Here is a 22,978-nt window from a genome sequence, read left to right on the forward strand (position 1 = left end):
GCCCGGCACGGCCGGCCGCCTGGACGGCCCGGCGAACCGGCAACGAGTCCTGAGGACAAGAGCGGAGAGGTCAGCGATGGGCGCCACGGGCTCCTTTCCCGGTCAGGTCATGGACCAGGACGAGGTGGACCGTACTCTGGCGCGCCTGGAGGCGGAGCGCGAGGCGATCGAGACCTCGCTGCTCGCCCTGCGGGACCACAAGGGGCACAGGCTGCTCGAAGACGCCGAACTGTCCGGGGTCACCAGGGACCGCTGGTCCGACACCGAGCGGTCGATCGCGCTGCTGTGGGCGTGCTTCGAGAGCTACAGCGAGGCGCTGAGCGCCGCCCGCGAGCTGCGCGACAGGCGACGCCGGCCGAGTCACGAGGAGCTGACGGAGCTGACCGGGACCCTGCGCGGGCAGAGCGTCGCCGTCGCGGGCGCCCCGGGACACGCACAGAGCGCCGCGGGCCGGTTCACGCTCGCCGGGCTGGTGGACAGGATGAACGAGCTGTACGCCCGCTCCCTGGACACCGTCGTGGCGGCGGCCACCGTGTGGTCCGCGCTGCCCGCCAGGATCGATCTGCTCACCGCGGAACTGCGGCGCACCCGTTCGCTGGCGCACTCGGCCGGGGTACGTCCCGGCGAGCATCCGGCCGCCGGTGAACTGGAGACGATCACCGCCGAGTTGGCGGCGCTGCACAGTCAGGTGATGTCCGACCCGCTGGCGTTCTGGCGTGCCGGGCAGGGCAGTTCGGCGCCCGGCGGCGGCCGCCCGGACACCGGGCGGTACGACAGCGCGGCACGCGCGCTGGAGGACGTACGGCGGGAGGTCGAGGCGGTCCTCACGGTCCGCCAGGGCTCGGAGGAGCGCCTGATGCGGCTGCGCGACGTACTGTCGCGCGCGGAACGCACCCTTGAGGAGGCGCGTTCGGCCCGGGGCGAAGTGCTCGCGAAGATCGCCGTGTCGGAGGTGCCCGCCGTCAGCGGGCCGCCGACCGCGCTCCGGGAGCTGCTTTCGAACGCCGCCGAGTACCGCAGGCGCGCCCAGTGGCATCGTCTCTCGCCGCTCCTGGAGTCGCTCGAGCGCGATGCCGAGGACGAACTGCTGCGGGCCCGGGCCTCGTTGACCGCCGTCACCGCGCCGCTCGCGGTGCGCGCCGAACTGCGGGGCAGGCTGGACGCGTGCCGGGCGAGGGCGGCGGGACACGGCGTGGCCGAGGACCGGGCGCTGAAGGAGCGGTACGACGCGGCGCGCCGGATGCTCTGGAGCGCGCCCTGCGATCTGCGCATGGCCGAGCGGGCGGTACTGCGCTACCAGCAGGCCGCGGCGGACCTCCTGGCGACACGGCAGCAGGGGCACGCCGAGCCAGGGGGAGACACTTGAGCGGGACAACGGTCCGTCGCGCGAAGGCACTTACGACGCGGACAGCGCATACCGCGACCGGACACCGGGCAACGAGAGCAGAAGGCGAACGGGGGGAACGATGAGCGGGACGGACGCATGCCGGCGCCCCAACTGCGAGGGTGTGTACGCGGACAGGGGCGACGGGGAGCCGTCCTGCGACACCTGCGGGCCGGCCCCGGCGGCCGCCGCCAGTGGCGCGCTGTTCTCACCGCCCACCGGCATCACGTTCACGGGCCGGGCCGACGGTGCGAGCCGCGCCCCCGGGGCGCGCGGTTCGCAGCCCTCCTCGCGCGTCTCCCAGCCGTCGTCACGGGCCTCAGCCGGCTCGTCGCGTTCCTCGTCCTCACGCCGTTCGGTTTCGGGGCGGCTCTCGCGGGCGGCGTCCGGCGAGCTGTCCGGCCGGGCGGTGTCGGTCCGCGGTTCGGGCTCCGCCTCCGGCGCGACCCGCCGCAACGGTCTGGGCGCGGGGCTGGTCTCCGTACCCGACGTACCGCGTCACGAGCCGGCGTCCGCGGTGATGGCCAACCCCGAGGTGCCCGAGCGGAAGCGATTCTGCTCGCGCTCCGGCTGCGGCGCCGAGGTCGGCCGGGCGCGCGGCGGCAGGCCGGGTCGGACGAAAGGGTTCTGCACGAAGTGCGGGCACCCGTACTCCTTCGTGCCGAAGCTGGCCGCCGGCGATGTCGTGCACGGCCAGTACGAGGTCAAGGGCTGCCTGGCGCACGGCGGTTTCGGCTGGATCTATCTCGCGACGGACCGCGCCGTGTCGAACCGCTGGGTGGTCCTCAAGGGGCTGCTCGACACGGGCGACGCGGAGGCGATGGAGGTGGCGATCTCCGAGCGCCGCTTCCTCGCGGAGATCGAGCACTCCAACATCGTCCGCATCTACAACTTCGTGGAACATCTCGACCGGCAGACGATGACCATGGACGGCTACATCGTCATGGAGTACGTCGGAGGCAAGTCGCTCAAGGAGATCGCCAACGAGCGGCGCGGCCCCGACGGCAGGCGCGACCCGCTGCCGGTCGAGCAGGCCTGCGCGTACGGGATAGAGGCGCTGGACGCGCTGAGCCATCTGCACAGCCGCAATCTGCTGTACTGCGACTTCAAGGTCGACAACGCCATTCAGACCGAGGACCGGCTCAAGCTGATCGACATGGGCGCGGTCCGCAGGATGGACGACGACGAGTCGCCGATCTACGGAACCGCCGGATATCAGGCGCCCGAAGTCGCCGAGACGGGCCCGTCGGTCGCGTCCGACCTCTACATGGTGGCCCGCACGCTGGCGGTGCTGACGTTCGACTTCCAGGGCTACACGAATGTGTTCGTGGACTCGCTCCCCGCCCCGGACAGCATCGATGTCTTCCGGACGTACGAATCCTTCTACCGGCTGCTGGTCAGGGCGACGGACCCGGACCCCGCGCGCCGGTTCGGCTCCGCGCAGGAGATGGCCGAGCAGCTGACAGGCGTGCTGCGCGAGGTCGTCGCGCTCCGGACAGGAAGGCAGCGGCCCGCGCTGTCCACGCTGTTCGGCCCCGAACCGCGGGTCACGGACACGGAGCTGTTCGCACCGCTGACGGAGGACGTGTCCAGGCTCGGGGCACGGCAACAGCCCACCGGCAGCGGCCTGTTCGGCCGTCTCGGCAGGGCGCGGGCGGCGAAGCCCCCGGTGGCCGGCGAGACGACGCAGGCGGTCACGCCGTACGGTATCCCCGCGCCACGCGTCGGCGGGAGCGGTGCGGCGCTGCCGCCGCACGGCGACCGGGGTCCGCGGCTCGTGCCCGTCGACGCGCGGGCCACGGCGCTGGCGCTGCCGGTACCGCGCGTCGATCCGAATGACCCGAACGCGGGTTTCCTGGCGGGCCTGATCGCGGCCGCCCCCTCCGAACTGATCTCCGCGCTGGCCGCCGCGCCCGCGCAATCGGTGGAGCGCGGACTGCGCGAGCTGCGCGCCCGTCTGGAGATGGGCGAACCGACCGCCGCCGCCCGGACTCTGAGCGAACTGGAGGCGCGTCAGCCGGACGACTGGCGGGTCGTCTGGTACCGCGGCGTCGCCTCGCTGGCCTCCGGCGACCACGAGACGGCCGCGCTCTCCTTCGACGCGATATACGACGCGTTCCCGGGCGAGCCGGCGCCGAAGCTGGCGCTCGGCGTCTGCGCGGAAGTACTGGCCCAGCTGGACAACGCCGCCGAGTTCTACGGTCTGGTCTGGTCGGCCGACCAGAGCTACGTCAGCGCCGCGTTCGGCCTGGCCCGCGTGCGGCTCGCCACCGGTGACCGGGCGGGCGCGGTGCGGACCCTGGAGTCGGTGCCCGCCACGTCGATCCACTACACGGCGGCCAGGGTCGCCGCCGTACGGGCCAGACTGCGGCAGCGCGACGCGCGGGCGCCCGGGCCGGGCTCCGGTACGGAGCAGCCGCTGATGGACGACCTGGCGGCGGCCGCGCGGCAGGTGTCGGAGCTGCGGCGGTTCGATCTGGACGCGGTGCGCCGTGAACAGTTGTCGACAGAGGTACTGGGTGCCGCCCTGGACTGGGTACTCTCCGGTAGTCCCGGGAGCCGTCCCGCACAGACCGTGCTGCTCGGCAGCGAACTTGACGAGCAGGGCCTGCGTTTCGGGCTCGAACGCTCGTACCGGGTGCTCGCCCGGCTCGCTCAGCGCGGCGAGGAGAGGATCGAACTGGTGGAGCGGGCCAACCGTTTCCGCCCCCGGACGTGGGTGTAATTGATGGCGCAGAACCACCAGTCGGCTGCTTGGCCGGCATGTCCCAACTGCGACGAACCGATGGAGACGGGCGACCTCTTCTGCGGTGCGTGCGGATACGACCTGTCGGCCGTGTCGCGAACACCGGCACCCGAGGACACCCCCACCGTCTCGCTGAACGTCGCGGACCAGGCGGGGCAGCCCGGGCAGACAGGACAGGCGGGGCAGGCCGGATCGGCAGGCCAGACCGGGCCGGCAGGAGCTGCCGGCTCCGGCGGGCCGCTGCCGGATCCGGCTCAGGGCGGCTTCCCGCCCGCCGGAGGCTCCGGAACCCCCGGGGGCCCCGCGGCCGGCGAGTCCGCCCCGTACGCGGGTGACTTCGAACTGCCGGCACCGGACCGGAACGCCGGACCCGCCGGGCCCGGGCTCTGCGTGGCCTGCCGCGCGGGCCGCGTCGACGCGGACGGGTTCTGCGAGCACTGCGGGCACGCCCAGCCGCGCGAGCGGGACCACATGGAGCAGGAACTCGGCCCGGTGGCCGCCGTCAGCGACCGCGGACTGCGGCATCACCGCAACGAGGACGCGTTCGGCGTCTCCGTCACCGCGCTGCCGGACGGTTCTCCCGCCGTGGTCGCGATCGTCTGCGACGGCGTGTCGTCCGCGACCCGTCCCGACGAGGCGTCCGCGGCCGCGGCCGCGGCCGCCAACACGTCGCTGTCCGCCGCTCTGGGGCGCGGTACGCACCCTCAGCCGGCCATGCACGACGCGATCGTCGCCGCTTCCGAGGCCGTCAACGCGCTCGGCCGGAACCCGGAGGACCAGGACACCGACCACGACTCGCACCGCCGGCTGAACTCACCGGCCTGCACGATCGTCGGCTCGGTGGTGGCGAACGGGCTGCTGATCGTCGGCTGGGTCGGCGACAGCCGCGTCTACTGGGTCCCGGACGACCGGGCGGGCGCGCCCGCCCGGCTCACCGAGGACGACTCGTGGGCCGCGCAGATGGTCGCGGCGGGCCTGATGAACGAGGCCCAGGCATACGCGGACGAGCGCGCGCACGCCATCACGGGCTGGCTCGGCCCCGACGCGTACGAACTGGAGCCGCACACCGCGTCCTTCAAGCCGGACACCCCCGGTGTCGTGGTCGTCTGCACGGACGGCCTGTGGAACTACGCGGAGAGCCCCGAGGAGATGGCGCGGGTGCTGCCCTCCGACGCCTCGGAGCGGCCGCTGCACGCCGCGCAGATGCTGGTGGGCCACGCGCTTGACGGCGGGGGCCACGACAACGTGACCGTGGCCCTGCTGCCGTTCGCGGTGCCGGGCCACGAGACGGCGTCCGCCCGCTGACCGGACCGTGTGCGGGAAGTCTCACCCGAGAACGCCGATAATGCGAAAATGCTCTCGAACGTGGTTTACGTGCCCGATGTGGCGGCAGGTACTGTGCGACTGCGAGAGAGTCACGGTCGGGACGAGGTGACGCGTTAGACACGTTCCACCGCACCCGTACGCGTCAAGAAGTACCGGCCGCGCAGCTGCGTGGCAGCAGCGCAGCAGAAGAAGGCACGGCCCGCGGGCCGGACAGAGAAGAGGGGAAGCGCCGACATGCCGACCTGCCCGAACGGACATCAGTCGGGTTCCGACGACTGGTGCGAGGTCTGCGGCCGCCGCATGGCCGGACCAGGCGCTCCCGCGAACGAGGTCCCGGGGTTCCCCCCGCCGCCGCCCGTACCCGGATACGGCTATCCGCCGGCGCCCGGCCAGGGGCGGAGCCCCGCCGCCGGTGCCCAGCCGGAGACATGCCCGCAGTGCCGCACCCCGCGCGAGCCGATGGCTCCGTACTGCGAGGAGTGCCGCTGGAACTTCCTCACGAACACGGCGACCTCCTACACCCCGCTGGCCCCGCAGCCGGGCGGTGCCGGTGGCAGGCCCGGTACGGGCCGGGGCGACTCCGCCGCGGGCGGTTCGGGTCCCGCGCTCAACCTGCCGCCCGGTTTCCAGCCGCAGCAGTCTTCGGAGCCGCCGTTCCAGCGGCAGTCTCCCGAGCCGCCGTTCCAGCAGCAATCTCCGGAACCGCCGTACCAGCGGCAGGCTCCGGAACCGCCGTTCCAGCGGCAGGCTCCCGGTCAGCAGAGCGCGCGGCCCCCCTTCCCGCAGCAGTCCGCTCCGCCGTCGTTCCCGCAGCAGTCGGCTCCGCCCGCCGCGCCGTCCCAGCCGCAGGCACCGCAGGGGCGCCAGGCCGAGGACGACTGGCAGTTGCGTCCGCCGTCGCTGGTCCCGCCGCAGCAGGCCGCACCGCAGCAGACGCCTCCGCAGCAGTACGAGCCCTCGCCTCCCGCGAACTGGACCGCGGTCATCGGTCCCGACCGTGAGTACTTCATGGCGATGATGCAGCGCAGCGGCCCCGAGGCCACCGGTCTCAACCTGCCCGCGTACGCCCCCGAGCAGCGTCTGCCGCTGGTCGGGAAGCAGCTGACCATCGGCCGCCGCAGGCACTCCACGGGTGAGTCCCCGGACGTCGACCTGTCGGTGCCGCCGGAGGACCCGGGCGTCTCGCACCAGCACGCGGTGCTGATCCACCAGCCGGACGGCAACTGGGCGGTGGTGGACCAGAATTCCACCAACGGCACCACGGTCAACAACGCCGAGGACCCGATACAGCCGTACGTCCCCGTCACGCTCCAGGACGGTGACCGCGTCCATGTCGGCGCCTGGACGACGATCACGATCCGCCGAGGCTGAACGCCCCTGCCCGGCCCCGGGATTACGGATACCGGCCCCGCCGTTCACACGGCGGGGCCGGGCCTGTCGTACGAGCCGCTGTGCGCCGGGCTCTACGGGCCGCTGCACGCCGGGCTCACGCCGGCGGCGGGCGCGGTCGCCGTTCTCGTACGTTTCACATGGACCCACCGTCGTATTTACTCTGGTGATGGAGGTTCATATGACTGACGCACCACTGCTCCCCGCCGGAGTGGGCACCTCCCGGCTGCGGGCCTACCCGTGGGCCACCGAGGACAACCTGCACGGCGGCTCTCCCCACATGCACCTCACCTGCACCGAGTGCTACATGGTGCTCTCGGGCCGGGGCGAGCTGCACACCCTCACCTCCGAGGGGCTCCGCCGCGTCCCACTGGAGGCGGGCGACGCCGTCTGGTTCACTCCGGGAACCATCCACCGCGCCGTCAACATCGACAGCCTCGAAGTGCAAGTCATCATGCAGAACGACGGGTTGCCCGAGGCGGGCGACGCGGTGATGACCCTGCCGGAAGAACACCTGACCACACCGGAGGCGTACGCGGCCGCCGTGTCCCTGGGAGACGGCTCTCCCGAGGAACGCCGGGAACGGGCGCGGGCCCGGCGGGACGTGGCGATCAGCGGCTTCCGGCAACTGGCCGACGACGTGGAGAACGGCCGGGGTGAGGCGCTCCAGCGTTTCTACCGCACCGCGACGGAACTGGTCACCGGCCGGCTCGACACGTGGGAGACCGCCTGGCGCGCCAAGGCGCTGAAGGCCGCCGAGACCACCGGCGAGCAGATCGCCGCACTGCGGCGCGGCGATTTCGCCCACCTGAACGAGGCGAAGGTCGCGAAGGTACCGGCGCCCCCGCAGGACGTACTGGGCATGTGCGGCTTCCTCGCCCCGTATCCACGCGATCGCGCGGATACGCGTATCTGAATCCGGACGCCCCGCCGTACCCGTCCGCTCCCTCACCGATTCACTTGCCGGGCCACAGGGTCAGCCCTATGGTGTCCGGAGAAAGCGCTTACCGTCCGCCGCGTCAGCGAAATCCGCGGCGGACGGTCCGCAGCCGACCCCTTCGAGCGGGAGTGTTCGTTGTCCGTCAAGCCCCTCCGCGTCGCCATCGCCGGCGCCGGGAACGTCGCGCGTGACCACGCGTCATCACTGCGCCAGATCGCCGAGGAGACCGGCGAGGTGGAGCTGGTCGCCACCGCCGACACCAATCCGGCCCGACTCGCCGCGTTCAACGAGGAGTTCTCCGTCGGGGCCGGCTACCCGGACGTGACCGCGCTCCTCGCCGCCGAGCAGGTGGACCTCGTCCACATCTGCACCCCACCGGGCGCCCACCTGCCGGTGGCGCTGGCCGTGCTGAGGGCCGGAGCCAACGTCGTCGTGGAGAAGCCCGCGACGCTGACGCTCGCCGAGTTCGACCAGCTGGTGGAGGCGGAGAAGGCGACCGGCAAGTTCGTCGCCACCGTCTCCCAGCACCGCTTCGGCTCCGGCGCCCGCAAGCTTCGCCGGCTGGTCGAGTCCGGCGAGGCCGGCCGGCCGCTGCTGGCCCTCTGCGACACCACGTGGTACCGCGACCAGGCGTACTTCGACGTGGAGTGGCGCGGCCGCTGGGACACCGAGGGCGGCGGCCCCACCATGGGCCACGGCATCCACCAGATCGACTTGACGCTCTCGGTGCTCGGCGCGTGGAACTCCGTGAGCGCGGTGGCCACGCGGCAGGCACGTACGACGGAGACCGAGGACGTGTCGCTGGCACACGTCGTCTTCGACAACCGCGCGGTCGCCTCGATCGTCAACAGCGTCGTCTCGCCCCGCGAAGAGAGCTATCTCCGCTTCGACTTCGAGTTCGCCACCGTCGAGGTCCGCCACCTGTACGGCTACACCGACGACAACTGGACCGTCACCGCTGCCCCCGGCTACGAGGAGCAGGTCAAGGCGGCCTGGGAGGCGGCCGGGCCCACGCACGTACGCAGCGGGCACATCGCCCAGTTCCGCGAGGTCGTCAGGGCGCTGCGGGAGGACACCGCACCGCCCGTCACGACCACGGACGCCCGTCAGACCCTCCAACTGGTCGCCGGTATCTACGCGTCGGCGTTCAGCCGCACCCCGGTCGACGCGAAGGACCTGGGCCCGGGATCGCCGCACTACACCCTCATGCAGGGCGACGGCCCGGCCTGGTGACCGGCCGTTCGTGTCGGGTCATGACGCCGCCTCCACGAGGCGTCAGCTTTCCATCGGCCATACGTACGGCCCCGCCGGGTCGTCCAGCCAGGCCCACTCCCGTCCCCCGCCGACCGTGATGCCGAACCGCTCGCGCTCCGGACGGCCCTCGCGCTCCCAGAGCGAGAACGCCTCGTGGGGGTCCAGGCTGCTCGCGGTGAGCGTGAGCATGAAGCGGAACAGTTCGTTCTCGGCCGCGCGCCTCGGCAGCCCGCCGAGACGCCGCTGCGCGCCCGGATCGTGTACGGGGACCCCGCGCAGCGGTACGAAGTACGCCGGGGTGTGCAGGAAGCGGCCCTCCGCGTACCGGCCGTCCGGCTCCTCCCCCACCGTGAGCGCGATCAGCCCGGTGCCCAGCGGAGCCAGGATCCGGGCTCCGGGCGCGCACTGTGCCAGCCAGGCCACCGGCACGGACGGCAGGGTGCAGGTCGCGATGATGCGGTCGAAGGGCGCGTGTTCCAGGGATCCGCGCGCGCCGTCGCCCGTCACGACGGCGGGCCGGTAACCGGCGTCCGCCAGATGCGTGCGGGCCGACTCCGTGATCTCCGGGTCCAGATCGACGGTGGTGACCCGCTCCTCGCCGAGCCGGTGCGCGAGCAGCGCCGCGTTGTAGCCGGTGCCCGCGCCGATCTCCAGGACGCGGTCACCGTCGCGTACGTCCAGCTCGGCCAGCATCTGCGCCATCAGCGAGGGCTGGCTGCTGGATGAGATCAGCTCGCCGTCACGCACCCGGGTCGCGAGGGCGCCGTCGCCGTACGCCCCCGTCAGCCAGCGCAGCCGCCGCGCGGGGTCGGGGTCGCCGCGCCACAGCCGGTCGTAGCCGCCGGGGCGCGCGACGAAGTAGTACGGCACGAAGAGATGGCGCGGCACCTCCTCGAACGCGGCGCGCCAGACCGGATCGCCGAGTCCGCCCTTCGTCTCGATCACCCGCACCAGCGCGGCGCGCGCGTCGGCAGCCGTCCGGTCGTCCGGTCCGTACGCGTCGTCCCCGTGTGCGCCCATGCCTCCACTGTCGCGGTTGGCGGGGCCGGAAGCGAGTAGGCCTCGGCACCGGATCTCCCGGCACCGGGCCCCGGCCGTCAGCCGGTCCTACGCCGGAAGTCCTCCGCCGGGCAGTCTGCGACGATGGAGGAGTGAACGAGATTCCCCGAGGCACGCTTCCCGAGCAGACCTTCTACGAGCAGGTCGGCGGCGAGGAGACCTTCCGGCGCCTGGTCCACCGCTTCTACCAGGGGATCGCGGAGGACCCGCTGCTGCGCCCGATGTACCCGGAAGAGGATCTGGGACCCGCCGAGGAGCGCTTCACGCTGTTCCTGATGCAGTACTGGGGTGGTCCCCGCACCTACAGCGACGAGCGCGGCCACCCGCGGCTGCGGATGCGGCACGCTCCGTTCCCGGTCGACAGCGCCGCGCACGACGCGTGGCTGAAGCACATGCGGGTGGCGGTCGACGAACTGGGGCTTTCGGAGGAGCACGAGCGGCAGCTGTGGGACTACCTGACGTACGCGGCGGCCTCGATGGTCAACACCGCGGGCTGAACCGACCGAGCCCGACGCGATCCGCACCAGGTGCGGGCCGCATCGGGCCAGTCAGACGAGTCAGGCAGGGCAGTTCAAGCAGGTCAGGCCGGCGTGACGCTGAGTCCCGCGAGGGAGTTCAGCCCGCCGGCTCCCGCCGTGCGCAGAGCGATGGAGCCGAACGGCGTACGCAGCCGCAGCCACGAACCGGCCCGCAGCAGCGCCACCGGCGCGTCGTCGGGCATCGGACGCAGGAAGCCCACCGACTGCGCGGCGTGCGCGGCCCGCAGCGGCAGTTCCGTGTCGCCGAGCGTCCTGGACCAGATCTCGTGGCCGATCCTGTCCCGCTCGGTGCGCGTACGGTGCTGCGCGGGCAGCGCCTCGTCCCGGCTGCGGAACTCCGCGACGGCCGCGGCGACGGCGCCGCGCATCCGGGCGACCCCGGGCAGTCCGGGCAGCGGCCGCCAGCCGCCGCGCGGCGGGAGCAGACCGGCCCACGGCGGGCCCGTCACCGCGGTGGGGACGGCGAGCGTGCCCGCCTCCTCCGCGAGACCTTCCAGCAGCTCACCGGCCGACACCGTGACGTCGAGTTCGACGGCCCCGGCGAGCCGTACCGTCCGGATCGCGATGACCTCGAACGACGGCGGACGCCCGAAGACGGCGACCGCCCCGCGGTCCGCCTGAAGACGGACCGCGGCGGCGCGGTCGTAATGGATCAGGCGGCCGAGGAACGCGCCGAGACCGGCCGCCTCCCGCGCGTCGGCGAACTCCAGTGCCGCTGCCCGCGTTTCCCGGTCCGCGCTGTCTGCCATGCCTGCCATACCCGTCATGCCTTCATGCCGCGAGGGCATCCTTGTCGTCGTCCAGATACGTCAGGAGGTAGGACTTCTCCTCGGCGGTGATCCGCCGCGGGCGCCCGGCCTCCAGGTTGTACGGCACGACGACCGTCGAGGCCCGTACGTACACCCGGTCCTCGTCCTTGATCTCGTACGCGATCGTCAGCGAGGCGGCGGAGATCTTCGTCACCCACGACTCGACCGTCACCGGCTCGTGGCGGTGCACCAGAGGCAGCTTGTAGTCGATCTCGTGCCGCGCCACGACGGACCCGCCGGAGAACGACGTCGAACCGTCCCCCGGCGCCAGCCGGAACATGAAGTCGATGCGGGCCTCCTCCAGATAGCGGAGGAAGACCACATTGTTGACGTGCCCGAAGGCGTCCATGTCCGACCAGCGCAGCGGGCAGCTGTACGTATGGCGCACCATCTCAGCCCCGGGTGAGCTTCTTGTAGGTGGCACGGGTCGGCCGGGCGGCGTCGGCGCCGAGCCGCTCGACCTTGTTCTTCTCGTACGAGTCGAAGTTGCCCTCGAACCAGAACCACTTGGATTCGCCCTCGTACGCCAGGATGTGCGTGGCGACGCGGTCGAGGAACCACCGGTCGTGGGAGACGACCACGGCCGCGCCCGGGAACTCCAGCAGCGCGTTCTCCAGCGACGACAGGGTCTCGACGTCGAGGTCGTTGGTCGGTTCGTCGAGGAGCAGCAGGTTGCCGCCCTGCTTGAGGGTCAGCGCGAGGTTGAGGCGGTTGCGCTCACCACCGGAGAGGACACCGGCCGGCTTCTGCTGGTCGGGACCCTTGAAGCCGAAGGCGGAGACGTACGCCCGCGAGGGCATCTCGACCTGGCCGACGTTGATGTAGTCCAGTTCGTCGGAGACGACGGCCCACAGCGTTTTCTTGGGGTCGATGTTGCCGCGGCCCTGGTCGACGTAGCTGATCTTGACGGTCTCGCCGACCTTGATGGTGCCGGAGTCCGGCTCCTCGAAGCCCTGGATCATCTTGAACAGCGTGGTCTTGCCGGCGCCGTTCGGACCGATGACGCCGACGATGCCGTTGCGCGGCAGCGTGAACGAGAGATCGTCGATCAGCACCTTGTCGCCGAACGCCTTGGAGAGGTTCTCGACCTCGACGACGACACTGCCCAGACGCGGGCCCGGCGGGATCTGGATCTCCTCGAAGTCCAGCTTCCGCATCTTGTCGGCCTCGGCCGCCATCTCCTCGTAACGGGCCAGGCGGGCCTTGGACTTGGCCTGCCGCCCCTTCGCGTTGGAGCGGACCCACTCCAGCTCTTCCTTGAGCCGCTTGGCGCGCTTGGCGTCCTTCTGGCCCTCGACCTTCAGACGGGCCTGCTTGCTCTCCAGGTACGTGGAGTAGTTGCCCTCGTAACCGATGGCGCGGCCGCGGTCCAGCTCCAGGATCCAGCCGGCGACGTTGTCGAGGAAGTACCGGTCGTGGGTGACGGCGACGACGGTGCCGGGGTACTTCGCGAGGTGCTGCTCCAGCCACTGCACGGACTCGGCGTCCAGGTGGTTGGTGGGCTCGTCGAGGAGGAGCAGGTCGGGCGCTTCGAGCAGCAGCTTGCAGAGCGCGACGCGGCGGCGCTCACCACCGGAGAGGTTGGTGACGGGCCAGTCGCCGGGCGGGCAGCCCAGCGCTTCCATGGCCTGCTCCAGCTGGGCGTCCAGGTCCCACGCGTTGGCGTGGTCGAGGTCTTCCTGGAGCTTGCCCATCTCGTCCATCAGCGCGTCGGAGTAGTCCGTCGCCATGGCCTCGGCCACTTCGTTGAAGCGGTGCAGCTTGCCCATGATCTCGGCGGCGCCCTGCTGCACGTTCTCCAGGACGGTCTTGGACTCGTCGAGCGGCGGCTCCTGGAGGAGCATGCCGACCGTGTAACCGGGCGACAGGAAGGCGTCACCGTTGGACGGCTGCTCAAGACCCGCCATGATCTTCAGCACGGTGGACTTACCCGCGCCATTGGGTCCCACCACACCGATCTTCGCTCCGGGCAGGAAGCTCAGCGTCACGTCATCGAGGATGACCTTGTCGCCGTGCGCCTTACGCGTTTTGCGCATCGTGTAGATGTACTCAGCCAAGAGAAACCGTCCGGCAATCGAGAAGGGCCAATGTGCGGCTCCGCCGCGTGAGGGCAGATAGACCCATCTTGCCGCACGCCCACGGATCGGCGAAAACGAGTACCACTCCTTGGCCACCACCGACAGCGGTGGCCCCCGGCGCGCTGTGCGTGCCGGGGGCCACCTGGTCCTGCCTGGGTCGCGCCGTATCACTCAGCGCCGACCTTTGTTCACTCTGTGGTGACAGCTCTGCGGTGTTACCCGCTTACTCCGCGCTGTTCGCCGCGCTCTTCCTGCGGAGGAAGAACACCGCGCCGCCGCCGATGACGACGAGCGCGATCGCGATGCCCGCGATCATCGGGGTGGCGCTGGAGGAACCGGTCTCCGCCAGGTCACCGCCCGTGCTGCCCGAGGAGCTGCCGCCGGCCGAGGCCGGGCTGGGCTGGGAGGACGGCTGGTCCGCGGAGGGCGCGGGGGACGGGGCGCTCGCGGTCTTGCAGTCGAGGACGCCCTTGAAGTTCTGCGAGAAGCCGCCGGTGCCGGTGACGGAGATGTCGTACGCCTCGTCCTCGCCGACCGGGACCGTGATGGTCTGGGACGCGCCGGCCTCTACCGAGTGCTTGGCGCCCGCCAGCTCGAAGTCGAACGCCTCGTCGCCCTGGTTGGCGACCGTCACGTCCACGCCGCCCTTCTCGCAGTTCTTCTGCGCGGACACGGCGGGGATCGGTCCGGTCTTGGCCCACGTGGCGGTGGCCGCCGCGGTGACCGTGCTGTCGCTGGAGCCCGCCAGGATCTGGGTCTGGCTCTTGCTCTCACTGGCGAACGCGCGGCCGACCGAAACCGAGGTCGTGGCCTGCACGCCGAGCGAGGCCGAGCCGTCGGACGTGCCGGCCGGCACGTCGAAGTACAGCTCCGTGCCGTTGGCCGCCGTGGTGACGGGCTCGCCGTCCTTGTCCGTGATCTTGACACCGCTGGCCACCGCGTCGGCGGGCGGCGTCACCGCGACGTTCGCCGCGTTAGTGTTGACCGTGACGGGACCGAGCTTCTCGCCCGCCTTGCCGGAGACCGCGGCCGGAGACAGGGTCAGCGACGCCTTCGGCTCCTCTCCGACCTGAGCGCTCTTCTCCAGCCAGTCCGCGAGCTTCTCCGCCTGGGCGTCCTTCGCCTCGACGTCGACGCCGTCCGAGTAGCGCCAGATCGCGACCTGGGTACCGGCCGCGGCGGTCTTCTCGGTGAGCGGACCGGTGCCCGCGTCGCCCGCGAGCTTCGACAGGTCGTCGATCTGCGGGTAGGAGTGCTCGAGGATCCAGCGGATCTTGCCCGCGTTCTGGTTGGCGCCCAGCGAGGTCTGGTCCCAGGGGGTCTCCTGGTACTTCGCCTTCTCCTGGGTGTGGTTGTGGATGTCGATGCAGTACGTCTTGAGCTTGCCGCCGCCGTCGACGGTCATCTCGAACAGACCGGCGGGAACCGCCTGGTCCTGACCGTCCGCGTGGACGACGGCGTTGTCGAAGGTGGTCAGCCCGTCGAGCGTGGCGGACGCGCCGCCCTGGAGGTGAGGGGTCTCGTCGTCGGCGGCGGCCGCACCGGCGCCGGCCATGGTGCCCATGGCCATCAGGCCGGAAACGAGAGCCGCGGCTGCGAGGCGCGAGACGCCTCGCTTGCGTACGGATGACGCAGATATCGCTGAAAACACAGAATTCCCCTTCGGGCGAGGGCCTTTGCGGGAGCCGCGTGGGGGTGTGTACCTCGCCAGCAGACTCAAGTGCCCCGTGAGTACTCGGGAATCCTATGGATCGAATATGCCCGACTGCCCTCTGATGCCATCAGACAACCGTTCCGACTCGGAATCGTTATCGATGACCCTCCATATCTTCGGAATACGGCCGCCTTTATCGACAAGTCTCCTCAAGGCATGCTCAGGGAAGGGCCGTTGAGGCCGCGGTCCCGTGTCCGGGCGGCGCCTCGACCGGTGCTGCCGGGGGCGCCGCGAGTGGTGCTCCCCGGGGCGCTGCGGGTGGCACCTTCGGTGGTGCTCCTCGCGGCGCTCCGGACGGCGCCGGGCCATCTGTACGGGGCTCCGCCCGCGCCGCCGATCGCGCTCCCGCCCGGGGCTCCGTCAAAAAAGGTGTGGCCTTCACTACGCGTCTGAACGCCGATGTACCGCGCGTCAGATCGTGTCCCGCAGCCACCGCGTCGATATCCACGGACGTTCTGCGCTGCCCTTCCCACTCCTCTTCACGCACCCTCAAACGCCCGTGCACCACGAGCGGTTCGCCCACGGAGACGGACGCGGCCAGATTCGCCCCGAGGCTCCGCCGTGCCCACACCGTGTAGAAGCTGGTCGGGCCGTCGACCCAGACCTCGTTCTGCCGGTCCCAGCGGCGCACGCTCGCCGCCAATCTGAAGCGCGCGACCCCGCCGCCGGGTGTATCCCTGAATTCCACGCCCGTCGCGACATTCCCCACCACCGTCACCACCGTGTCGTACATAGCGGTCCCTCTCCGTTCCGTTCCGTCCGGCTTCACTGAATCCACTGTGAACCGGATGGAAAGAACGTGCCGCCGCCTGTGGATTACCGAGCAGTTGTGGAAAACATCGTCACCCTGGAACCGGGCGTCGGCGTGTGCTCCGGCACCGTCGCCTCACCACCGGCACGAGCATCACCGGCAGCGGCACGGGCACCGTCACCGGCACCGGACCATCGGCAGCGGCGCCCAGCGGCATCCCGCGGCGCCCCGCACCCGCGCCCCGCACCCGTCAGCCCCCGCCCACCGCCCCCGTGACCGTCGCGTACTGCTCCCGTACCTCCCGGTAGCGCATCAGCTCCGCCGAGATCGGATCGAGCACCCGCACCCGGCCGCATCCCGCCGCCGCCTCACGCAGCCGCCGCTCCGCGTCCTGCCCGTAGCGCCGTGCCGGTCCACGGGCGGCGGCGCCGCAGGCCCATTCCACGAACGGTCCGCCGACGATCCCGGCCGCCATCACCAACACCGGCGGCATCAGCCCCGGTTCCAGGACCCCGAAGATCTGTCCCAGCAGCCAGAGCGCGCCGAAGATCTGGAGCAGTGTCATGGACGCCTGCGCCAGCACCGCCGCCGGCCACCACGCCGGACGCGGCGGTCGGCCGCCCTGCGCCCACGCGCCACCCGTCCCCGCGGCCCCGGCCTCGCCGCCGGCCGCCGCCGTCCCCGGCGCACCGGTGGCCCCGGCCGTACCGCTCGTCCTCGCCGCGCCGCTCGTCCCCGCCGTCCCCGCGATCTCGTCCAGCGCTTCCGGCAGCCCTTCCGCGCCCCGTACCGCCGCCTCGCGCACCGCGAGCGCCCAGGGCGCGGGAAGGCCCGCGGACGCCTCCTCGGCGACCGTGCGTACCGCCTGCTCGACCCGTTGGCGCGCCGTCAGCTCCTCCTCCACGACAACCGGCGCCTGCGGTTCCTCGCCGCCGGACGTCCTCTGCTGCTCGTACCACCGCCACAGCCGCAGCCACGGCGTCCCGCACGCGCGTCCCGCGTTCCTGCGCCACGCGCGCTCCGCCGCCTCACCCGCTGCCACCGCGCCGACCGCCCCGGCCAGCCGGTCGGCGAACTCTTCGCGGGAGCGCTCGCCGAGCCCCGGCCGCCCGTCCGCGACATACGCGTTGCGAAGCCGTCCGGCCGCCGCGTCCACGTCGGCCGAGAGCCGGCGCGCGGCGGCGTTCCGCTCCTGCACGAAACGGCCCAGCAGCTCCCGCAGTTCGCCCACGCCCTGCCCGCTGAGCGCGGAGAGCGCGAGCACGGTGGCTCCCGGCTCCCCGTGCTCGCCGAGGGCCATACCGTCCTCGTCCAGCAGCCGGCGCAGATCGTCGAGCACCTGATCGGCGGCGTCGCCGGGCAGCCGGTCGATCTGGTTGAGCACCACGAACGTGACCTCCGCGTGGCCCGCGAGCGGCCGCAGATAGCGTTCGTGCAGCGCTGCGTCCGCGTACTTCTCCGGATCGACCACCCAGATGACCGCGTCCACAAGTCCGATCACCCGGTCCACCTGGTCACGGTGGCGGACGACGGCCGAGTCGTGGTCCGGCAGATCCACCAGGACGAGGCCGTGCAGTTCCTCGTCGCCGTCACCGCCCGCGAGCGGCCTGCGCCGCAGCCGTCCGGGGATGGCGAGCCGGTCGAGCAGCCCGGCGGCGCCGTCGGACCAGGAACAGGCGATGGGCGCCGAGGTGGTGGGCCTGCGCAGCCCGGTCTCCGAAATGGGCACCTCGGCAAGGGCGTTGAACAGCGTCGACTTGCCGCTGCCCGTCGCTCCCGCGATGGCGACGACGGTGTGGTGCGAGGAGAGCCGCTGGCGCGCGGACGCCTCGTCCAGGACCCGTCCCGCCTCGGCGAGGATGGTCCCTTCGAGGCGGGTACGGGAGAGCCCGACCAGCTCGCCGAGCGCGTCGAGCCGCACCCGCAGGGAGCCCCCGTACGAACCGCCGATGGGCGTGTGGGTCTCCCCTGGGGCGCTCGCGGGCCCCTCCGGCGCACCAGTCAGTCCGTCGACCCCGTTCAGACCGCCCAGATCGCGCGCGTCGCCCAGGCCGTCCAGCTCCTCCAGGACGCCCTTCTCGGCGACGCGCCGGGCGATGAACCCGTCGTCCCAGCCGCCGGAACGACCGGAGCCGCTGGGGCTGCCGGGGCCGCCGGGGCCTCCAGTGCCGCTGGGGCCGCCGGGGCCGCCTGATTCGAGCCCCTTGCGCGACCTTCCGTACCGGCCGGTCCCCTCGGCCGCCCTGCCGGTCCTGCCGGCCCCGGTCCTGCCGGACCCACCGGCCCCGTCCGTCCTGCCGGACCCACCGGCCCCGTCCGTCTTGTCCGTCACAGCAGTCACGTCGGTCACTTCTCCTTCTGCAGTACGGACAGCGCGGCGATCAGCTCGGCCTGCGGCTCCGGGGTCACCTCAAGGGCGTCGAGGGGCGCCAGCCGCCGGTCACGCTCGCCGTGCAGTACGCGGTCGATGTACGTCGTCACCAGCTCGGCGCCCCGTTCGCGCAGGCGCAGCGCGCTCTGCGTCCCGACGCGCTCCGCCAGCCGTTCCCCCGCGATCAGCGCCCGCCTGCCTCCGAGCAGAGCGGTCGCCAGCAGGGCGGCCACGGTCTCGGGTTCGGGCGCGGGCGTCCCTTCCAGTTGCCCGACCTCGTCCTCGGCCAGTTCCTCCAGGACGCGGCACCAACGGCGTACGGCCACACCGATACGGTCCGTCACTTCCCTGTCCGGGCCCGCCGCTTCGACGGCCCCGGCCGCGGGCTCGCGCCGCCACGCCCCTTCCACCCGTTCGTCGGCGGCGGCCACGGCGCACTGCAACAGCGCGCCCAGGCTCTCGACCAGCGAGTCGAGCAGTTCGCGCGCCGAACTGTCCCTCGGGAAGCCCCGCCAGCGGGTCCGCGCGTCCCCGGCCAGCACCGCGCCACGCCTGAGCTGCCCGCGCACCCGCTCGCCCTCGGCCGCGTACGCCTCCTCCACCGCGCCCATCAGCCGCACGCTCGCGGCGTACTGCGCGGCCACCGCCCCGGCCAGCTCGGGCATACGTACGTTCAGCGAGCCGATCACACCGGCCGCCGTCCGTACGACGGCCTGCTGACGTGCGGCGGGATCGCGGACCCGGTGCGTCAGCCAGTCGAGCAGCGGCGCGACGGCGGTGGTGGGCAGCAGCCCGCGCCCGCCACCGGCCGACTCGGGCAGCTCCGGGATGGTGAACCGGGGCACGTCCCCGAGCCCGGCCCTGGCCAGCAGCGCCCCGTACTGCCGCGACACCTCGTTCAGCACCTGATGCGGCACCCGATCGAGGACGGTGACCAGCGACGCGTCGTACTCCTTCGCGGTACGAAGCAGATGCCACGGCACGGCGTCCGCGTACCGGGAGGCGGTGGTCACCATCACCCATACATCGGCCGCGCAGATCAACTCGGCGGCGAGAACCCGGTTCTCCACCACGAGCGAGTCGATGTCCGGCGCGTCGAGCAGTGCGAGCCCGCGGGGCAGGGTGGGGGCGGTGTCGATCCGGAGCGCGTTCTCCTCCGTGTCCTCGCCGCCGGGCCCCGGTCCGCCGTCCTCGTGCTGGGGCAGCCAGACGCGTGTCAGGTGCGGCAGCACCCGGGCCCCCGCGAACCAGTGATGATCCTCGGGATGACATACGAGCACGGGGGTACGCGTAGTGGGACGGAGCACCCCCGCCTCACTGACCCGCCGTCCCACGAGGGAGTTGACGAGCGTGGACTTCCCGGCCCCGGTGGAGCCGCCGATGACCGCGAGCAGCGGAGCCTCGGGATCCTTGAGCCGCGGCAGCAGATAGTCGTCGAGCTGCGCCAGCAGCTCGGCCCTCGTCTGCGAGGCCCGCGGAGCCCCGGGAAGGGGCAGTGGAAGACGCACAGCCGCGACACGGTCGCGCAGTGCGGAAAGTGCGTCGAGCAGCTGAGGGCGTACATCCAAGGTCACCACATGCGAAGAATGCCCAATTTTGCAGCGTTTTTGAAGCGTATGGCCATCCCCTGCGCGCCGGTCGAACAGACAGGACACAAGGGATGAGTGGGACGCAGGCATAACGACTGCACAACACCCGAGCCGAAGGAGCCCAAAATCGCTGCACGAATCGCCCGTGCCTGCGATTATCGGTTCGCTTCACTGAACCTCCACAACGTGCCACGCACGTGAAGCAACCGGGTCAAGGCGTTCGGAGCCCTATCCTTGTCCCGGCAAGGCCACGGACCCACCACCGGGCTCCAGGCCGCCGAGGCCACCATCCGGCCCCCGTAGCTCAGTGGATAGAGCAGGTGCCTTCTAAGCACTTGGCCGCAGGTTCGAGTCCTGCCGGGGGCACCACTGACGTCCCGTCATTTTGGCGACGTTTTCGCAGGTCAGACCACCTTCGCATGGTCCACCGGATGAATCGGAATCCCCCCTCCACCAGGGGCGGAGTCCGGCTGACACCGGCTGAAACCGGGCTTCTACGGGTGGTCGTCCAAAATGCGTCCAACGGGATCGTGCACTGAAAACCCCTCGCAGCGCCCTCTGAGTGCACGAGAAGTGGCCTTGGGGGCCCTCAGGAATGAGCTCCGAGGTCGCTCATGCCGTCACCGCTGGAAGGTCTTGGGCGGCCTGAACGCCTTCCAGGTATCGGTCTTTCTGGCCGTCAATGCAGCGAGCGTAGATGGCGTTGAGAACCGGGACACTGTTGCCGCGGGTCGCAGTACACGAGCTTCCGCCTCGCCGAGCACCTGGACGCCGCCGGCATCGCGGCGAGCATCGGATCCGTCGGTGACGCGTACGACAACGCCCTGATGGAGTCCACGATCGGCCTGTTCAAAACCGAGCTGATCAAGCCTCAGCGGCCCTGGAAGACGCTCTCCCAGGTCGAGCTGGCCACCGCCGAGCGGATCGACTGGTACAACCATCGCCGACTCCACGGTGAGATAGGACACATCTCGCCCGTCGAATACGAAACCAACTACTACACCGAACTCACGAAACCCCAGGTCGTCACCACAATCAGAGACCTCTACTGAACCCGGGGCGGTTCACCGCGAGTGACACCGGATCGGCGATCGGGTGGGAGTTGCCCGCTGAGCGGTGGGAGAGGGTCCGCGCGCGGCTACGGCACCGAGGCATCGATCCCGACACCGCAACACAAAGTGCTACACGAGGCCGCCCCTGACGGATACTCACAGAATTCGGAGGCAGTGCGAGCGCTCAATCTCAGGTCACCTGATCACAGACTCCTACCAGTATCAACCCCCTGTTCCTCGCCGAGGTGGCCTTTCCGGCTGCGGCGCTCGCCCTACCCGCCGAAGGGCGTTCGGACGCGCAGCGGTGGCTCGTCGTCGCCGCTCTGGTCTGCGCGTTGCTCAATCACCTGGTGACGATCGCGGGCAACGTCCCGCTCAACAACGCCCTGGCGGCCGCAGAGACGCCACTCAACAGCCCCGGGGGAGAAGGCAGTTCCGACAGCGCGGCCCGTGCCGCCTTCGAGGCCCGCTGGAACCGCTTCCACCGCGCCCGTACCCTGCTCGCGGTCGCGGCCTTCGCCCTTGTGGTCAGCGCCGTCCCCGCGTAACCGTCCGTCCCGCCACAGCCGTACGGCGGACTCCGGATCTCACGCCGAGGCGCGGCTGGTCAGATGGCGCAGTTGCATCTCGCGCAGCGCCTGCTGCTCGGCCGCCATCGTCCGCAGACCGATCGCCAGCCGCCGCGCGTCGACGCCCTCCGGGTCGAGAACCGGGTAAGGGCGCCCCAGAGGCGTGTACTTGGTCCCGTACGACTGCGGCTGACCCAGCGCCACGGCGCAGTGGTCGGTCAGATAGGCGCCGTGGATCGGCGAGCAGAGGCCCAGGCCGACCGCTTCCGTGACCAGGGCCCGGCAGGTGAGCTGGAACGGCAGGTCGTCCGAGTGCAGCAGGATCATCAGGGCCGCGGTCGACGCGTCGGGCCCGACCAGGTCGGCCGTGGGCCAGCCGTACGCGCCGACCGCCGCGCGCAGCGCCTCGGCGTTCTCCGTACGGCAGTTCGCCAGGCTCCGGCGCAGGTGGGCCGCGGGCAGCCGCTGTGCCGTCGCCGTCAGCCGGTTGTCCTCGGCGACCAGCCGCAGCAGTTCGTCGGCCAGCTCCTCCGCCGACGCGGGAGCGTGCTCGCGCACGTCCTCCGCCGGCCCGGGGGCCCACTCGCGGCCGGTCGTCTCGTCCGTCTCGCTCATCGAGCCCCCTCTGCCGCTTTTCTGTCCGCTTCCGTGGCGCGTCTGTCCGCTTCCATGACGCGCGTGGTCATGGCACGAATCATGCCTGGCGGCAGCGCAGCATCGCCCATACGGTGCGGCCCGCGCCGTGTTGGTTGGCCCTGACGCCCCACGCCTCGGCCATCCGGTCCACCAGGAGGAGTCCGCGGCCGCCCTCCGCCTGGTGGTCGGGGCAGTGAGCGGCGAGTGGCCGGCCCGTGGAGTGGCCGCCCCGTACGGCGGATTCACCACCCTGGTCGTTCACTTCGAGTCGGACCCGGCCGGGCAGGACGTGCATCTCGCAGCTGATCTTCGAGCTCGCGGTGTGCAGGACGGCATTGGTGACCAGTTCGGAGACCACCAGTTCGGCTGTGTCGCACAAATTTTCGGACACACGTCGTCCACGCAGCCGGAGACGGATCCGCCGCCGCGCCGCGGCGACGGATTCCGGGCGGCACGGCAGCGTGAACACGCAGCCGTATCCGCGGAGGCGGTCGCGAGACGCGGTGAGTTCGGGGCGGCGGGGCGCTGCGACCAGTTCGAGCCGCCGGGGCGCGGCGACCTGAGCGATATGTCTCGCTCGGTCCTGTAACTCCCCCAGGGACAACTGGATTTTCTCGTGTGCGCGGTGATCCGTGATATGAGCCACACGCTCACTATGTCGTTGTCGCTCTCAGCTCGCAACTGCTCCATCTGATAATTTCAGAAAGCGCCGCATCTCTCTGGATGGAAGCACCAACTACCTGCCAGACTTGCTGATGTGAGACGACGTCAG

The 22,978-nt window shown here is 71.3% G+C and carries 20 protein-coding genes and 1 tRNA gene; 11 read left to right on the forward strand and 10 right to left on the reverse strand.

Features of this window, described 5'->3' with window-relative positions; translation table 11 throughout:
* Window positions 1-76 precede the first annotated feature (76 nt).
* The 7 genes from ACIP6N_RS19385 (at window position 77) to ACIP6N_RS19415 (ending at window position 9,018) form a co-directional block, all read left to right on the forward strand.
* Window positions 77-1,366 carry a hypothetical protein gene (locus tag ACIP6N_RS19385; protein WP_401817065.1) on the forward strand — a complete coding sequence of 430 codons (1,290 nt, stop codon included), beginning with the start codon at window positions 77-79 and terminating at the stop codon, window positions 1,364-1,366.
* Window positions 1,367-1,466: 100 nt separating this feature from the next.
* Window positions 1,467-4,109: a tetratricopeptide repeat protein gene (locus ACIP6N_RS19390; RefSeq protein ID WP_401817066.1), complete on the forward strand. Its 2,643-nt coding sequence runs from the start codon at window positions 1,467-1,469 to the stop codon at window positions 4,107-4,109.
* Between the two features lie 3 nt (window positions 4,110-4,112).
* Window positions 4,113-5,435: a PP2C family serine/threonine-protein phosphatase gene (locus ACIP6N_RS19395; protein WP_401817067.1), complete on the forward strand. Its 1,323-nt coding sequence runs from the start codon at window positions 4,113-4,115 to the stop codon at window positions 5,433-5,435.
* 9 nt (window positions 5,436-5,444) lie between these two features.
* Window positions 5,445-5,573, forward strand: a complete 129-nt coding sequence (locus tag ACIP6N_RS19400) for a hypothetical protein (RefSeq protein WP_401817068.1) — start codon at window positions 5,445-5,447, stop codon at window positions 5,571-5,573.
* Between the two features lie 117 nt (window positions 5,574-5,690).
* On the forward strand, window positions 5,691-6,827 hold the full coding sequence (locus ACIP6N_RS19405; protein ID WP_401817069.1) for an FHA domain-containing protein: 1,137 nt from the start codon (window positions 5,691-5,693) through the stop codon (window positions 6,825-6,827).
* 199 nt (window positions 6,828-7,026) lie between these two features.
* Window positions 7,027-7,761, forward strand: a complete 735-nt coding sequence (locus ACIP6N_RS19410) for a cupin domain-containing protein (protein ID WP_401817070.1) — start codon at window positions 7,027-7,029, stop codon at window positions 7,759-7,761.
* 159 nt (window positions 7,762-7,920) lie between these two features.
* Window positions 7,921-9,018 (forward strand): Gfo/Idh/MocA family protein, encoded by a 1,098-nt coding sequence (locus ACIP6N_RS19415; protein ID WP_401817072.1) that lies wholly within the window; start codon window positions 7,921-7,923, stop codon window positions 9,016-9,018.
* 42 nt (window positions 9,019-9,060) lie between these two features.
* Here the strand turns inward: ACIP6N_RS19415 and ACIP6N_RS19420 are convergent, their stop codons facing one another.
* On the reverse strand, window positions 9,061-10,059 hold the full coding sequence (locus ACIP6N_RS19420; protein WP_401817074.1) for a methyltransferase domain-containing protein: 999 nt from the start codon (window positions 10,057-10,059) through the stop codon (window positions 9,061-9,063).
* A gap of 131 nt (window positions 10,060-10,190) precedes the next feature.
* On the opposite strand from ACIP6N_RS19420, the gene ACIP6N_RS19425 reads away from it, so the two are divergent.
* Complete coding sequence (locus ACIP6N_RS19425; RefSeq protein ID WP_401817076.1) at window positions 10,191-10,595, forward strand: globin; 405 nt, start codon at window positions 10,191-10,193, stop codon at window positions 10,593-10,595.
* 83 nt (window positions 10,596-10,678) lie between these two features.
* Here ACIP6N_RS19425 and ACIP6N_RS19430 read toward each other — a convergent pair whose 3' ends face one another.
* The 7 genes from ACIP6N_RS19430 to ACIP6N_RS19460 form a co-directional block, all read right to left on the reverse strand.
* The gene (locus ACIP6N_RS19430; RefSeq protein WP_401817077.1) at window positions 10,679-11,395 is read right to left on the reverse strand and encodes a hypothetical protein; all 717 of its coding nucleotides are present in this window, start codon (window positions 11,393-11,395) and stop codon (window positions 10,679-10,681) included.
* A gap of 13 nt (window positions 11,396-11,408) precedes the next feature.
* Complete coding sequence (locus tag ACIP6N_RS19435) at window positions 11,409-11,837, reverse strand: acyl-CoA thioesterase (RefSeq protein ID WP_401817078.1); 429 nt, start codon at window positions 11,835-11,837, stop codon at window positions 11,409-11,411.
* Window position 11,838: 1 nt separating this feature from the next.
* Complete coding sequence (gene ettA, locus ACIP6N_RS19440) at window positions 11,839-13,503, reverse strand: energy-dependent translational throttle protein EttA (protein WP_401817079.1); 1,665 nt, start codon at window positions 13,501-13,503, stop codon at window positions 11,839-11,841.
* Window positions 13,504-13,747: 244 nt separating this feature from the next.
* Window positions 13,748-15,175: an LAETG motif-containing sortase-dependent surface protein gene (locus ACIP6N_RS19445; RefSeq protein ID WP_401817080.1), complete on the reverse strand. Its 1,428-nt coding sequence runs from the start codon at window positions 15,173-15,175 to the stop codon at window positions 13,748-13,750.
* A gap of 223 nt (window positions 15,176-15,398) precedes the next feature.
* Window positions 15,399-15,971 carry a single-stranded DNA-binding protein gene (locus ACIP6N_RS19450; RefSeq protein ID WP_401817082.1) on the reverse strand — a complete coding sequence of 191 codons (573 nt, stop codon included), beginning with the start codon at window positions 15,969-15,971 and terminating at the stop codon, window positions 15,399-15,401.
* Between the two features lie 268 nt (window positions 15,972-16,239).
* Entirely contained in the window at window positions 16,240-18,330 is a 2,091-nt protein-coding gene (locus tag ACIP6N_RS19455; RefSeq protein WP_401817084.1) for a GTPase, read from the reverse strand.
* 5 nt (window positions 18,331-18,335) lie between these two features.
* Window positions 18,336-19,928, reverse strand: coding sequence for a dynamin family protein (locus tag ACIP6N_RS19460; protein ID WP_401817387.1), 1,593 nt, complete (start codon window positions 19,926-19,928; stop codon window positions 18,336-18,338).
* Window positions 19,929-20,242: 314 nt separating this feature from the next.
* On the opposite strand from ACIP6N_RS19460, the gene ACIP6N_RS19465 reads away from it, so the two are divergent.
* The 3 genes from ACIP6N_RS19465 to ACIP6N_RS19475 all read left to right on the forward strand — a co-directional run bounded on the left by ACIP6N_RS19465 (window position 20,243) and on the right by ACIP6N_RS19475 (window position 21,549).
* Window positions 20,243-20,318: transfer RNA gene (locus ACIP6N_RS19465), tRNA-Arg, on the forward strand.
* A 410-nt stretch (window positions 20,319-20,728) separates the two neighbouring features.
* Window positions 20,729-21,001: an integrase core domain-containing protein gene (locus ACIP6N_RS19470; protein WP_401817389.1), complete on the forward strand. Its 273-nt coding sequence runs from the start codon at window positions 20,729-20,731 to the stop codon at window positions 20,999-21,001.
* A gap of 245 nt (window positions 21,002-21,246) precedes the next feature.
* Window positions 21,247-21,549, forward strand: a complete 303-nt coding sequence (locus ACIP6N_RS19475) for an anthrone oxygenase family protein (protein WP_401817085.1) — start codon at window positions 21,247-21,249, stop codon at window positions 21,547-21,549.
* Window positions 21,550-21,588: 39 nt separating this feature from the next.
* Here the strand turns inward: ACIP6N_RS19475 and ACIP6N_RS19480 are convergent, their stop codons facing one another.
* Both ACIP6N_RS19480 and ACIP6N_RS19485 read right to left on the reverse strand, forming a co-directional pair.
* The gene (locus ACIP6N_RS19480; protein ID WP_401817086.1) at window positions 21,589-22,185 is read right to left on the reverse strand and encodes a DUF6624 domain-containing protein; all 597 of its coding nucleotides are present in this window, start codon (window positions 22,183-22,185) and stop codon (window positions 21,589-21,591) included.
* A 79-nt stretch (window positions 22,186-22,264) separates the two neighbouring features.
* On the reverse strand, window positions 22,265-22,852 hold the full coding sequence (locus tag ACIP6N_RS19485; RefSeq protein WP_401817087.1) for an ATP-binding protein: 588 nt from the start codon (window positions 22,850-22,852) through the stop codon (window positions 22,265-22,267).
* Between the last annotated feature and the right edge of the window lie 126 nt (window positions 22,853-22,978).

The organism is Streptomyces sp. NPDC088725 (assembly GCF_044751305.1).
Taxonomy (GTDB): Bacteria; Actinomycetota; Actinomycetes; order Streptomycetales; family Streptomycetaceae; genus Streptomyces.

What these genes read in the sequence shown, in the direction of transcription:
- ACIP6N_RS19435 (WP_401817078.1), bottom strand. Translation starts at nt 11,837, where the DNA reads ATGGTGCGCCATACGTACAGCTGCCCGCTGCGCTGGTCGGACATGGAC.
- ACIP6N_RS19385 (WP_401817065.1), top strand. Translation starts at nt 77, where the DNA reads ATGGGCGCCACGGGCTCCTTTCCCGGTCAGGTCATGGACCAGGACGAG.
- ACIP6N_RS19420 (WP_401817074.1), bottom strand. Translation starts at nt 10,059, where the DNA reads ATGGGCGCACACGGGGACGACGCGTACGGACCGGACGACCGGACGGCT.
- ACIP6N_RS19390 (WP_401817066.1), top strand. Translation starts at nt 1,467, where the DNA reads ATGAGCGGGACGGACGCATGCCGGCGCCCCAACTGCGAGGGTGTGTAC.
- ACIP6N_RS19395 (WP_401817067.1), top strand. Translation starts at nt 4,113, where the DNA reads ATGGCGCAGAACCACCAGTCGGCTGCTTGGCCGGCATGTCCCAACTGC.
- ACIP6N_RS19405 (WP_401817069.1), top strand. Translation starts at nt 5,691, where the DNA reads ATGCCGACCTGCCCGAACGGACATCAGTCGGGTTCCGACGACTGGTGC.
- ACIP6N_RS19410 (WP_401817070.1), top strand. Translation starts at nt 7,027, where the DNA reads ATGACTGACGCACCACTGCTCCCCGCCGGAGTGGGCACCTCCCGGCTG.
- ACIP6N_RS19430 (WP_401817077.1), bottom strand. Translation starts at nt 11,395, where the DNA reads ATGGCAGGCATGGCAGACAGCGCGGACCGGGAAACGCGGGCAGCGGCA.
- ACIP6N_RS19480 (WP_401817086.1), bottom strand. Translation starts at nt 22,185, where the DNA reads ATGAGCGAGACGGACGAGACGACCGGCCGCGAGTGGGCCCCCGGGCCG.
- ACIP6N_RS19450 (WP_401817082.1), bottom strand. Translation starts at nt 15,971, where the DNA reads ATGTACGACACGGTGGTGACGGTGGTGGGGAATGTCGCGACGGGCGTG.